Origin of the sequence: Aeromonas sp. MdU4, assembly GCF_041929505.1 — a bacterium.
Classification (GTDB): Bacteria; Pseudomonadota; Gammaproteobacteria; order Enterobacterales; family Aeromonadaceae; genus Aeromonas.
Genome location: NZ_JBHFMW010000024.1, coordinates 264,078 through 276,615 on the forward strand (window position 1 = coordinate 264,078; position 12,538 = coordinate 276,615).

Genomic DNA, 12,538 nt, shown 5'->3' on the forward strand with positions numbered 1-12,538 from the left:
ATAATAAGAGGTACCTTATGAATCTTTTTTCACACGCAGCCAGACTGGAACAAGAGAACACCCCTTTCGCCATCGCCCAGATCATCGAAAGCCGTGGCTCCACTCCCCGCCATCAGGCCCAGATGCTGGTGATGGCCGATGGCCAGATCCTCGGCACCATTGGCGGTGGCATGATCGAACGGGTAGTGATCGATGAAGCTGTCGCCGCCATTGCCGAACGCAAACCCCGCATTGTCCACGGCCGAATGGCCCGCAACGGCGAGAATGCCGTTGGCTCAGATTGTGGTGGCGCCATGTCGGTCTATATCGATGTCTATGGTCTGCGGCCACGACTGGTGCTGATCGGTGCTGGTCACGTCAACCGGGCGGTGGCCCACGCCGCGGCACCGCTTGGCTTTGATGTCCATGTTGGCGACTGCTATGAGGGCAGTTTAAATCCCGACCTGTTCCCGGCAGGCACCCACCTTAAACAGGCCGACACCATCAGCGCGGTGATCGAGGCGCTGGCCATCGAGCCCAGCAACTATGTCATTATCGCCACCAACCATCAGGATAAAGAGGCGCTGGATCGCCTGATCGAGCGTCCCCTCGCCTATCTGGGACTGCTCGCCAGCAAACGTAAAGTACAGACCTTTACCCAGACGCTGCGCCAGCAAGGGATAAGCCAGGATCAGCTGCAACAGCTGCACGCCCCCATCGGTTACAACATCGGTGCCGAAACGCCGGAAGAGATCGCCATCAGCATTCTGGCGGAGCTGCTGCAGGTGAAGAACGGCAAGGCGGGTGGTCTGATGCAGGATGATGTGCGCCTCAAGCGCGATCAGCTGGTAGTGATGCGCGGTTCGGGCGATATCGCCACCGGCGTGGCGCTGCGCCTGCACAATGCGGGCTTCAAGGTGGTGATGCTGGATCTGGACAAACCCACCGTGATCCGCCGCACCGTCGCCTTTGCCCAGGCGATGTTCGATGGTGAAACCCGTGTCGAGGGGGTACGCGCCAAGCGGGTCGACAACGTCGAGCAGGCGTTCGAGCAACTTGAACGAGGGATCATTCCCCTGCTGATTGACCCCGACGGCGCCACTCTCGCCGAGCTCAAGCCCCGCTATCTGGTGGATGCCATTCTGGCCAAGCAGAACCTCGGCACCCACAAGGATATGGCCCCCATCACTGTCGCCCTCGGCCCGGGCTTTGAGGCGGGACGGGACTGCGATGCCGTGATTGAGACCAACCGTGGCCATCACCTTGGTCGGGTGATTTATCAGGGCCCAGCCCAACCCAATACCGGTATTCCCGGGGTGATCGAAGGTCACTCCGCCCGCCGGGTGGTGCGTGCCCCCGTCGCCGGGGTAATGAAGAGCATTATCAAACTCGGGGATCTGGTGCAGGAGGGGGATGTAATTGCCCACGTCGGGGATACCCCCATTATCGCGCCGCTCTCTGGCATGGTACGGGGCCTGCTGAGCGATGGCATCGAGGTGACTGTCGGCTTCAAGATCGGTGACATCGACCCCAGAGGCGAGCGGGCCGATGCGACCACCGTATCGGACAAGGCCCGCGCCATCGGCGGGGCCGTGCTGGAAGCCATGATGCATCTGGCCCAACGTCGATAAGCCAGCGCCCCACTCCAGCGCACCAAACCAAAGGGCCCGCCATCATGGCGGGCCCTTTTTTCATGTCTTTGTCGGCAATGGGCTCACCCGTGCCTGATCCGGGTCTCCCCCGCCACCGTCACCACGGTTCGCTTGCCCCGGTAGCTAATCACCATCAGCGCCAGCACGATCAGCAAGATGCCACTCCCCTCCACCGGCCCCGGGTTCTCACCCAGCAGCCACCAGGAGAGCAGCACCCCCGTGACCGGTACCGCCAGCGTGCTGAGGCTGGCGATCCCGGCAGGCAACTTCTTCAGTACCACCAGCCAGAGACTCCAGGCAATGGCGGTTGCAAAGATGGCGCTATAGGCCAGGGCACCCACCAGATAAGGTTGCCAATCCAGCGGACGCTCCGGTACCCAGGCGGCCACCAGCGCCATAATGAGGCAGGCATAGACCATCTGCCAGGTGGTGAGCGACATCAGATCGACCTTGGGGTAGCGAACATACATCCGCTTGGCGATGATGACGCTGATCCCCCAGCAGATACCGGAGAGGATCGCCAGGAGCGCACTCTTGAGGGATTCAAGGTGCAGCAGCCAGGGCTGGATCACCAACAGCAGGCCACAGGCCGCTCCCCCCACCGCCAGATAGTGCAACTTGCGCATCCGCTCGCCGAGAAACAGCACGGCAAAGAGCACCACCCAGAAGGGCATGGTATAGGTCAGGATAGCCACCTTCCCCGCGCCACCACTGAGCAAAGCCCACTGGGCCAATCCACCCATGCCACAGCTTTGAAACAGCGCGATGGCCAGGGTATAACGAAACGGCGTTGGTTTGAGGTAACGCCTGCCGCGTATTGCCAACACCAGCAGCAGTAGCAGCGAGCTGCAGAAATAGCGCAAGGCGGTAAACTCGAATGCCCCCGCATATAACATCACCTGTTTCATCACGATCCAGCTGTAGCTCCAGATAGCGGTGATCAGAAACAGCCCGGCCAACGCGACTACATCCACTTTTCTTGTTACTGACATCAGTTATCGCCTTATGCCCGGTTAATGCCAAAGACAGGGTCACCCAATATGTTGCCCTCTCCCGCACCATTAACCCCTTGAGCATGCCAATTTCATCTCTTAAAAAAGCGCCGACTTGCTCTGCCATGCCCCCGTCACGGGCATGAGAGAGCATCGTCAACGAACCGGGTACCAATATGAAAACAGACCACTCCCCGGCCCCAAAACAGACGGGGAACCCAAGGTTCCCCGTCATGCATCTCTGACATCAGACACGATGTCACCGGGCAGGTCACCCTTATTGGCTGATCACAGTCCCGGTCTTGCCGGCAATCCCCTCGGCTGCCTTCTCCAGCAAGGTGATCAGAGACTTGCGCCCCGGCATGGAGGTCGCGAACGACAGTGCCGCCTCGACCTTGGGCAACATGGAGCCTTTGGCAAACTGTCCCTGCTCGATAAAGCAATTGGCATCGGCCACGCTCAGGTTATCGAGCCACTGCACATCGGGCTTGCCGAAGTTGATGGCCACTTTCTCCACGGCGGTGAGGATGATCAGCATATCGGCATCGATCAGCTCCGCCAGCTTGGCACTGGCCCAATCCTTGTCGATCACCGCACTGGCACCGCGCAGGTGATTGCCCTCACGCAGCACCGGAATGCCACCACCACCGACGGTAATAACAACCTGACCAGCGGCCAGCATGGCAGAGACGGTCTCTTTCTCGATGATGTCGATGGGTTTGGGGGATGCCACCACCCGGCGATAACCACGACCGGCATCCTCTTTCAGGCGCTCACCCTTGGCCATCAGAGCCTCGGCCTCCTCCTTGCTGAAGAAACCGCCGATGGGTTTGCTGGGATCGAGGAACGCAGGATCGTTCTTATCCACCTCAACCTGAGTCACCAAAGTGGCAACCGGCTTTTGAATACCACGCGCCAGCAAGGCTTCACGCAGGGCGTTCTGCAGGTCATAACCGATGTAACCCTGACTCAGGGCCACACAGACCGACATCGGCAGATGGGGCGCCTTGGGGTCGTGGCGAGCCGCCACTTCGAACGCCTGCTGGATCATCCCCACTTGTGGCCCGTTGCCGTGGGTGACCACCACTTCATGGCCCTCGGCAATCAAATCGGCAATGGTGTGAGCCGTGCTCTGCACCGCGGTCATCTGTTCTGGCAGATTGTTGCCCAGCGCATTGCCCCCCAGGGCCAGTACGATACGTTTTTTCATCTTGTTATCTCCAATGATGGATAAGCCGGCGCGATACCGGCCCCCTGTAGTTGTTCACAATGTCGGTATTAAAAGAGCTGCTTGGCTGTTCAGGCCCCTGCAGCGTGCAGCGCCCTGGCCGGTGAGGAGACCTCTGCGGCGAGCACCGGGTCAAACGGCGCTCTGGCCAAAAACCGGCCATGGCCCCGTCGCCCCGTAAATTCGCCATCGCGGGCGACGATCTCGCCGCGACTGAGGGTCATTCTGATCTGGCCGGGGCAACGCATCCCCTCGTAGGGGCTGTAGTCACCGTTGTCATGCAGCGCGGCGTGGCGAATAACCGTCTCGCCACGGGGATCCATGATCACCAGATCGGCATCGGCACCCACCTGCAGGTTGCCCTTGCGCGGCCACAGGCCAAAGAGACGAGCCGGATTGGTACTGGTCAGCGCCACAAAGCGCGACGGCGAGATGCGCCCACCCAGCACCCCATGAGAGAAGAGCAGCAACATCCGGTTCTCGGCACCCGGCAGGCCATTGGGGCTGCGACTGAAATCCCCCCCCGAGAGAGCCATGCGCTGGGCGTGGGAGAAGTTGCAGTGATCGGTCGCCACCGTGTCGATGTCACCCTCGGCGATCCCAACCCACAGCTTGTCCAGTTCACTGCGCCCACGCAGTGGCGGGCTCAGCAGGTAATCCACCCCGTTTTCCCGGTGGTAGCAGGCGTCATCCAGCAGCAGATACTGCGGGCAGGTCTCCACCCAGACCGGTTGACCCTGACGGCGCGCCAGTTTCAGATACTCCAGCCCCAGCCCGTTGGAGAGGTGGACGATATAGAGCGGCGCATTGTCCGCAAGACCCGCCAGGTTGATCATCCGGGCGACCGCCTCCGCTTCACACTCCAGCGGGCGGCTCTGCGGGTGATACCAGGGTTCATGGTGGCCTGCGGCCAACAGGGCAGCCCGGCGCACCGAGATGGCGGCGTCGTTCTCGGGGTGGACGGTGGCGATCGCCCCCACCTCCTTGATACGGGCCAGGGCGCGCAGCACGTCGTGATCACCCAGCTTGTACTGGTAGGTGAGATAGAGCTTGAAGCTGCTGATCCCCTCCTCCTGCACCATGGCGGCCATCTCGTGCAAAATGGCATCGTCTATATGCTGGACAACCCCGTGAAAACCGTAATCGATCACCGCCTGGGTGGCGGCGTAGTCGTGATAGCGGGCCAGCTGGTGATGCAGGTTGCACCCCGCCGGACCAAATCCCATGTGATCGACGATGGTGGTGGTTCCACCACAGGCGGCGGCACGGGTACCGCTGAAAAAGTCATCGCAACTGCGGGCAATGCCCACATCGATGTTGAAGTGGGTGTGGACATCGATACCACCGGGCATCACATAGCAACCGCTGGCATCGATCACCTCAGTCTCGCCGTCGGGTTGGATATCAGCAGCGCAGGCCCTGATCACCCCGTTCTCGATAAGCAGATCCTGACGATACTCCCCTTGGGCATCGACCAAGGTGCCGTGTTTGACAAGCCGTTTCATTCTTTCCACCTCACACCTCAAGGTCCTCAAGCAACAGTGCCCCGCCTCAGAGGAGACGGGGCACTTGCAACAGACGGGCGGCGATAGCGGTCACCGCCCGGCAGACCCCTTACTTGTCCAGCTCGGCCAGATAGAGCATGGGGATCACTGCGTACATGGCGGCGCACTTGACCAGATGCTCTTTCCAGGTCTTCTCGTTCGGCGCGTGAGCTTCCGGCTCTTTACCCGGGCCAAAACCGATCACCGGAATACCGTGGCGACCCATGATGGAGACCCCGTTGGTAGAGAAGGTCCACTTGTCGACCACCGGCGCCTTGTTGAACAGCTGGGTGTAAGCCTTGGAGAGGGTCTTGACGGTGATGTGATCCTCTTCCACTTTCCAGGTCGGGAAGTAGCACTCGGTCGGGTAGACCAGACCGGTATAGGCCGGACGATCGTACTGATACATGGAGACTTCGGCACCAGCGGCTTTTACAGCCGGCAGGGCACGGATCTCGTCCAGCGCACCTTGCCAGGTCTCGCCCCAGGTGAGGCGGCGGTCGATGGAGACAGCGCAGCTATCGGCCACGGCGCAACGGCTCGGGGAGGTGAAGAAGATCTCGGAGACTGTCAGGGTGCCCTTGCCGAGGAAGTCGTCATTGCCCAGGTTGTGGCTCAGCTCCTGCAGCTCGCCCAGGATCGGGCCCATCTTGAAGATGGCGTTGTCACCGCGCTCCGGTGCGGAGCCGTGGCAGCTGACACCCTGAACTTCAACACGGATCTCCATGCGACCACGCTGGCCACGGTAGATCTGGCAGTCGGTCGGCTCGGTACTGACCACGAACTCGGGGCGGATCTTGCTCTGCTCGATGATGTACTGCCAGCACAGACCGTCGCAGTCCTCTTCCTGTACGGTACCGGTTACCAGCAGGGTGTACTCGTCTTCCAGACCCAGATCCTTGATGATCTTGCCTGCATAAACCATGGAGGCCATGCCGCCTTCCTGGTCAGAGGCACCGCGACCACCGATGATCTCGTGATCTTCCATCCCCTCATAGGGGTCGAAAGTCCAGTTGGCACGGTTGCCGATACCGACGGTATCGATGTGCGCATCCATGGCAATCAGGTGCGGACCGTGGCCGATATAGCCCAGCACGTTACCCATGGGGTCAATCTCGACCTTGTCGAAACCGACTTTCTCCATTTCCTCTTTGATGCGCAGCACGACGCGCTCTTCATCGCAGCTCTCGCTCGGGATGGCGATCATGTCGCGCAGGAACTGACTCATCTCGGCCTTGTACTGGTAGGCCTTCTCCAACACCATTTCAAACGGAATTTGCTTGCTCATTGTGATTCTCCATAACAACTGAGAGTGCAGTGCCTGTTTGTCGGCACCACGCTGTACCCTTCACTGCGCCCTGCCAGCAGGGCGCAATCAATGTTTCAATTCATGTTTTGTTAGTCGCAGGCGGGGTGTTTACCTTCCCAGACCACTTCCCGGTAGTGCTTCACATCGGTATCCCCTTCGGTGTTGATGATCAGCACCACGGAGTCACGAGTCAGTCCCAGGCGAGCCATCAGTGCCTCGCGATCCGGGTGGTGGCGCACTGCCGCCAGCACACCGGTACCGACCGAGCCGGATTCACCGGAGATGATGCGAGGGTCATTGCCAAGGGGGTTGCCGAGCACCCGCATACCCAGTGCCGACACCTTGTCATGGCAGGAGATGAACTGGGTGGTGCAGCCCTTGAGCAGCGGCCAGCCAAGCGGGTTGGGCTCGCCACATGCCAGACCGGCCATGATGGTGCGCATATCGCCACCCACATTGACCATCTCGCCCGCGACACCGGAGCGGTAGATACAGTCGGCCTGATCCGGTTCAACCACGATGCTGTGCAAGTTTTTCGCACCAAAGCAGTCAACCAGATAACCGAGCACCCCGCCTGCCAGCGCCCCTACCCCGGCCTGCAGCAGCACGTGGGTCGGTTGCTTGATGCCCATATCCTGCATCTGCTCGACCGCTTCGTCGGCCAGGGTGGAGTAACCCTGCATGATCCAGGTCGGGATCTTGGTGTAGCCTTCCCAGGCAGTATCCTGGACGATGTGCCAGCCGCGCTCTTCCGCCATTTTCATGGTGAGGCGAACGGTATCGTCGTAGTTCATGTCGGTCACGATGCACTCGGCACCCAGATTCAGGATGTGATCCACCCGCTCTTGCGCAGAGCCCTTGGGCATGTAGACCACCGCATGCTGACCCACCTGCTTGGCAGCCCAGGCAACACCGCGACCATGGTTACCGTCGGTGGTGGTGGCGAAGGTCATCGGCTCCTTGATGGTGCGCTTGATGAGATCGAAGGAGAAATCCTCAACCGCCACCCCATATTTTTCACAGAGCAGGTTGGCAATGGCATAGACGCCACCCAGCATCTTGAAGGCATTGAGGCCAAAGCGCTTGGACTCGTCTTTGACCAGGATGTTTTTCACCCCGACATAGGCGGCCAGCTCTTTCAGGTCGCACAGGGGAGTCGGTTCATAACCGGCCAGTTTTTTATGGAATGCACGGGCCTTTTGCGCTTCGACACGGGAAAAGAGTGGTGACGGTTCTCCGGTAAAAAAGCGGTTATCGGCAATATCCATCTTCAAAGAAAATTGGGACATTATTACCTCACAGAGAGTTGTCTCACCGAGCAACACATTATCCTTGGTGACCACCGGGGGAGAAAACTCGTTATTATTATTCCGCTGTTGCAGTGGACAGGGTGATTATTCACCCTGTCCGGCACTGCAATTATTTAACGCGTTTCTGGGCTTCTTTAATCAGATTTTCCAGCGTTTCAGCAGGGGCAGAGAATTTACGAGCCATGATCATTGCAGCGATGATATAAGGCTTCCAGCTTGCTTCTTTGTAAGTGGCGATACGGTATTTCTCGAATACCCCTTCGGTCACTTCCCCTTCTTTACAGGAGACACCGGAAATATCAGCTGGCAGGCAGTGCATATAGAGTGCTTCGCCACCTTTGGTGAGCTTCATCATCTCTTCAGTGCAGTGCCAATCTTTGTGCTTGGCGTTCTGCTCCAGGCACTTCTTCTCCAGATCCTTGAGACCGGCGTGGTCATTGGCACGCAGCAACTCGGTACGTTGCTCCATGACCTGATAAGGAGCCCAGGACTTCGGATAAACGATGTCGGCATCCTTGAAGGCCTCTTCCATGGAGGTCACTTGACGGAAGCTGCCGCCGGATGCCTTGGCATTCTCTTTGGCCACTTCGATCACGTCCGGGATCAGGTCATAGCCTTCCGGGTGAGCCAGGGTCACATCCATGCCGAAGCGGGTCATCAGGCCGATGATGCCCTGCGGCACGGAGAGCGGCTTGCCGTAGCTCGGGGAGTAGGCCCAGGTCATGGCAATTTTCTTGCCCTTGAGGTTTTCCAGGCTGCCGAAGTGCTCCTGCAGCCAGGCCAGGTCAGCCATGGACTGAGTCGGGTGGTCGATGTCACACTGCAGGTTGACCAGTGCCGGACGCTGGGGCAGAACCCCCTTCTCGAAGCCTTCGTCCAGTGCCGCGCCCACTTCACGCATGTAGGCGTTACCAGCCCCCAGATACATGTCATCACGGATGCCGATGGCGTCGGCGCAGAAGGAGATCATGTTGGCGGTTTCACGTACGGTTTCACCGTGGGCAATCTGGGATTTGCCCTCATCCAGATCCTGTTGTGCCAGACCCAGCAGGTTCAGTGCAGAGGCGTAGGAGAAGCGGGTTCGGGTGGAGTTATCGCGGAAAACCGAGATACCGAGCCCGCTGTTAAACAGCTTGGTGGAGATATTTTCAGCACGCAGGGTTTTAAGAGATTCAGCCAGTTTCAATACCAGCTCCAGCTCCTGCGGAGTTTGTTCCCAAGTCAGCAGAAAATCTTTTTCATGCAGGTTGGATTTCAGTGCTTTGATCTCTTTGATTAATTCATTAACAGCTTTCATCTTTCGCCCCAATCATTGGATGATATATGGATAGCTCCCCTTGCACTCACGATGTCACCAGCATCCCGGTTGTGGGTGAGCTCGTCGGTTAGCGTCGATATAAGGCAATCAATAACCATGCCAAATTACAAAAACATGGGCGAATAATAACAATATAAAAAAGTGTGTGATGCACAGCACAAAAACAGGCGCTATTTTTGGCTTTTAGCAAACAAAATGGCCTGTACCAACCTGATACCAGAAAAATGCATCCAGGAAATTTCGAGGGAAGATATTTAAGCGAGTGTGAGAATTATCACCCATGAGGCGTTTGAGGGATAGAAATGATATAACCGGGGTTTGCATTATCAATATGATAATCGGCTGAACGCCACTGATATCACCACGCGGATATAGCTGATATATAGCATCCGATTAAGCCACTCTCATGCTGACACAGCGCCCCGTTCACTTGCCGCACTGACACGGGATGGACAGACCCCGTTCATGCTTCAATCACTCGTGGCTGGCAACAGCCAACTCCGCCAGTGGGGCGCCCGAATCAACACCTCCTGCTCCAGCCACAGCGCTTCGCTCTTCAGCTCATCGAGCCAGGGCAACGGCGCTCTTGTCGTTTTTTCAGCCCGCCAGGGCACCTTGCCACTGGCCGCAGCGAACGTGCGGACCGGGCGAGCATAGTGCTCCAGATAGGAGTGCAGATCACTGGGGAGCCAGAGCATGGCAGGACGATGAAGTTCGCGCGCCAGCTCCATTGCAATATCGACTCCCCGTTGATCGAGATCGCCAAAATGAGCCCACGCGGTCCCCTCTGGCAACAGGGGGATCAGCAGCTTGGCCAGCGTGGTATTGCGGCCGGGGGCAAACAGCAGCAGTTGCCCGGGCTGCAACGGGTAGTCGACAAAGGCCCCCTTGTTCTCCACCGTGATGACCTGATCGCCTTGCCACTCGACCGCTGCCAGTGTGAGCAGAGCCCGCTCCGGCAGGGCCAGTTCCCCCAGCAGGCTCATTATCACCGCCATATCGTGGTGCTGACCCTGCCGATCGACCAGCGAGAGCGGCTCGAGTGTGCGGATCCGGATCACCTCATCCTGGGTCAACGTCAGATCGACGAGCTGTGGATCCGGGCATTCACTGCGCGAGTGCTTGCTGTCGCCATGCCAGAGCGCATGAAAGGTGGCCTGATTGAGCCGTGATGGCAACTTCACGCCAAGGCTTCGCATCTGTGCACGCTTGTCCGGTGCTGGGGGCACCACCTTCGCCAGCTGGCTGGCGAGATAAACCCGACCCGCCTCGGTCAATACATGACGGGCACTGCGCCCCACTGACTCGACTCCGCCCACCGCTTGCAACAGCTCCAGCAACTCGCGCCCATGCTTGCTCGCAAGCGATTCTCCCTTCTCGTTCTGGTTATCGAGCAATCGGGCACACAGATCTTGCACCCGACGCTCATCAAACAGCGACATACTCACTTCCCACCCATGGTGTCATGTGACCAAGTAGAGGTGATTTTTCACGCAGTTACCGTGACCCGCTTCGCACGGGAGTCACAGGGCTCTTGCTGCCACCCCACCGTGCCGCACTGGTAAACCCGCAACAAAGGGCGCAAGCTGGACGGGTGTAGACCGACCATGCTGCCACACGGCAACAGCGGCCGAGCACGGGATACCCGCATCCACGAGGCATCGCCATGACCAACGCTACAGAGCAATCTCCCTCATCTTCCTGGCATCTTTCTGATATCCGCGAGCTGGCACAGCTGCTGACCCTTGCTCTGCCCGCCACCGTGCACATCACCGAAGCGGTACATCAGGCGGTGCTCAGCGGCATGGGATTCAAGGGACGGGATGAGGGGAAAACCGCGGGGATCACCGGGCTGGTCTACCAGGGGGTACACAAGGCGGCCAATACCCTCGGCAGCGGCATCAATACCCTGCTTACCCATCTGCCGCCCACCCCGCCCCTGCACCATATTCCTGAGACGCCCAAACGTGCCGCCCTGATTGCCACCCTCAATGGCGTGCTGGGTGACAAGCTGGTCGAGCAGCAGAACGCCCTTGCCACCCCGATGACTCTGCGCTATCAGGGCAAACCGCTCGACTGGCAAGCCATGCCTGCCGACCTGCCCCGTGCAGGTCGGGTACTGTTACTGGTTCATGGTCTGTGCATGAACGATCTGCAGTGGCAAACACGCTATCAGGACGAGCCGGTCAATCATGGCGACTCGTTGGCCAAGGCACTTGGCTATGTGCCCCTCTATCTGCGCTACAACTCCGGCCTGCCCATCGCGCAAAATGGAGAGGCGCTGGCGCTGCTACTGGAACAGTTAGTCGCCCACTGGCCGGGCAACCTCGAAGAGATCACGATCATGGGCTACAGCATGGGAGGACTGGTTGCCCGCAGCGCCTGCCATCATGCCAACAGCCATGGGCTGGGCTGGCCTGCCCGCCTTGCCAATCTGATCTTTCTCGGCACGCCACACCATGGTGCGCCACTGGAACACGCCGGTCACTGGCTGGAGCAGCTATTGCCCGCCACCGCCTACAGCGAGCCGTTTGTCAGGCTGGCCAGACTGCGCAGCGCAGGTATCAAGGATTTGCGCCATGGCAAGGTGATCGAACCACTCGACAACACCGACAGTCACACTCTGCGCCACGATCCCCGTACGCCACTCCCCTTGCCTGCGGGGGTCAACTGTTTTGCCATCGCCGCCACGACCGCCGCCAAGCGCAGTCTGCTGGCAGACCGGTTAATTGGCGATGGACTGGTGCCTTTGCGCAGCGCTCTCGGCCAGCATCATGAAGCACGCCATCAGCTGCACTTCCTCCCCGCACACACGCTGATTGTCTATCGCACCAGCCATATGGCCCTGCTCGCCAGCCCGCAGGTGGGTCAGCAACTGTTGCGCTGGCTCACCCCGAGTTGATATGAGAGTGCGCCTCATCGGGCTAGCTGGTTATTAATTCAACAGAAAGCTGGTTCACCGGGTGTGCCTGTGGCACTCTGGCACGTCAAAGGAAGAGACCCACTGTGACACCTCATGTGTCCCCATAGCAAAGGAGCGCCACCGATGGCCAAAGCAAGCAAGAAAGAGATCAAGAAGAAGATCGCGGCCCGTCTTGAAAAGATTGCCAAGCATGAGAGCAAGATCAAAAAGCTGAAGAAAGCCCTGAAATAGGGACAGGCAACATAAGAGACGCCGCCCGCTGGCGGCGACTCAATATTCATAT

The 12,538-nt window shown here is 59.0% G+C and carries 9 protein-coding genes; 2 read left to right on the forward strand and 7 right to left on the reverse strand.

Annotation, left to right across the window (positions count from 1 at the left end):
* Positions 1–17 precede the first annotated feature (17 nt).
* A complete protein-coding gene (yqeB, locus tag ACE1BR_RS14745; RefSeq protein WP_374871501.1) occupies positions 18–1,610 on the forward strand; it encodes a selenium-dependent molybdenum cofactor biosynthesis protein YqeB in 1,593 nt (530 codons plus the stop codon).
* A gap of 83 nt (positions 1,611–1,693) precedes the next feature.
* Here the strand turns inward: yqeB and ACE1BR_RS14750 are convergent, their stop codons facing one another.
* The 7 genes from ACE1BR_RS14750 to ACE1BR_RS14780 all read right to left on the reverse strand — a co-directional run bounded on the left by ACE1BR_RS14750 (position 1,694) and on the right by ACE1BR_RS14780 (position 10,774).
* Entirely contained in the window at positions 1,694–2,623 is a 930-nt protein-coding gene (locus tag ACE1BR_RS14750) for a DMT family transporter (RefSeq protein ID WP_374871503.1), read from the reverse strand.
* Between the two features lie 277 nt (positions 2,624–2,900).
* Entirely contained in the window at positions 2,901–3,833 is a 933-nt protein-coding gene (gene arcC, locus ACE1BR_RS14755) for a carbamate kinase (protein ID WP_374871505.1), read from the reverse strand.
* 89 nt (positions 3,834–3,922) lie between these two features.
* A complete protein-coding gene (gene hydA / locus ACE1BR_RS14760) occupies positions 3,923–5,356 on the reverse strand; it encodes a dihydropyrimidinase (protein WP_374871507.1) in 1,434 nt (477 codons plus the stop codon).
* 109 nt (positions 5,357–5,465) lie between these two features.
* A complete protein-coding gene (locus ACE1BR_RS14765; RefSeq protein ID WP_374871509.1) occupies positions 5,466–6,683 on the reverse strand; it encodes a YgeY family selenium metabolism-linked hydrolase in 1,218 nt (405 codons plus the stop codon).
* A 110-nt stretch (positions 6,684–6,793) separates the two neighbouring features.
* Positions 6,794–7,993: a diaminopropionate ammonia-lyase gene (dpaL, locus tag ACE1BR_RS14770; RefSeq protein ID WP_374871511.1), complete on the reverse strand. Its 1,200-nt coding sequence runs from the start codon at positions 7,991–7,993 to the stop codon at positions 6,794–6,796.
* Positions 7,994–8,123: 130 nt separating this feature from the next.
* Entirely contained in the window at positions 8,124–9,311 is a 1,188-nt protein-coding gene (gene ygeW, locus ACE1BR_RS14775) for a knotted carbamoyltransferase YgeW (protein ID WP_374871513.1), read from the reverse strand.
* A 491-nt stretch (positions 9,312–9,802) separates the two neighbouring features.
* The gene (locus tag ACE1BR_RS14780) at positions 9,803–10,774 is read right to left on the reverse strand and encodes a Wadjet anti-phage system protein JetD domain-containing protein (RefSeq protein ID WP_374871515.1); all 972 of its coding nucleotides are present in this window, start codon (positions 10,772–10,774) and stop codon (positions 9,803–9,805) included.
* Positions 10,775–10,998: 224 nt separating this feature from the next.
* On the opposite strand from ACE1BR_RS14780, the gene ACE1BR_RS14785 reads away from it, so the two are divergent.
* On the forward strand, positions 10,999–12,234 hold the full coding sequence (locus ACE1BR_RS14785) for an esterase/lipase family protein (protein WP_374871517.1): 1,236 nt from the start codon (positions 10,999–11,001) through the stop codon (positions 12,232–12,234).
* The last annotated feature ends 304 nt before the right edge of the window (positions 12,235–12,538 follow it).

What these genes read in the sequence shown, in the direction of transcription:
- yqeB (WP_374871501.1), top strand. Translation starts at nt 18, where the DNA reads ATGAATCTTTTTTCACACGCAGCCAGACTGGAACAAGAGAACACCCCT.
- ACE1BR_RS14750 (WP_374871503.1), bottom strand. Translation starts at nt 2,623, where the DNA reads ATGTCAGTAACAAGAAAAGTGGATGTAGTCGCGTTGGCCGGGCTGTTT.
- arcC (WP_374871505.1), bottom strand. Translation starts at nt 3,833, where the DNA reads ATGAAAAAACGTATCGTACTGGCCCTGGGGGGCAATGCGCTGGGCAAC.
- hydA (WP_374871507.1), bottom strand. Translation starts at nt 5,356, where the DNA reads ATGAAACGGCTTGTCAAACACGGCACCTTGGTCGATGCCCAAGGGGAG.
- ACE1BR_RS14765 (WP_374871509.1), bottom strand. Translation starts at nt 6,683, where the DNA reads ATGAGCAAGCAAATTCCGTTTGAAATGGTGTTGGAGAAGGCCTACCAG.
- dpaL (WP_374871511.1), bottom strand. Translation starts at nt 7,993, where the DNA reads ATGTCCCAATTTTCTTTGAAGATGGATATTGCCGATAACCGCTTTTTT.
- ygeW (WP_374871513.1), bottom strand. Translation starts at nt 9,311, where the DNA reads ATGAAAGCTGTTAATGAATTAATCAAAGAGATCAAAGCACTGAAATCC.
- ACE1BR_RS14780 (WP_374871515.1), bottom strand. Translation starts at nt 10,774, where the DNA reads ATGTCGCTGTTTGATGAGCGTCGGGTGCAAGATCTGTGTGCCCGATTG.
- ACE1BR_RS14785 (WP_374871517.1), top strand. Translation starts at nt 10,999, where the DNA reads ATGACCAACGCTACAGAGCAATCTCCCTCATCTTCCTGGCATCTTTCT.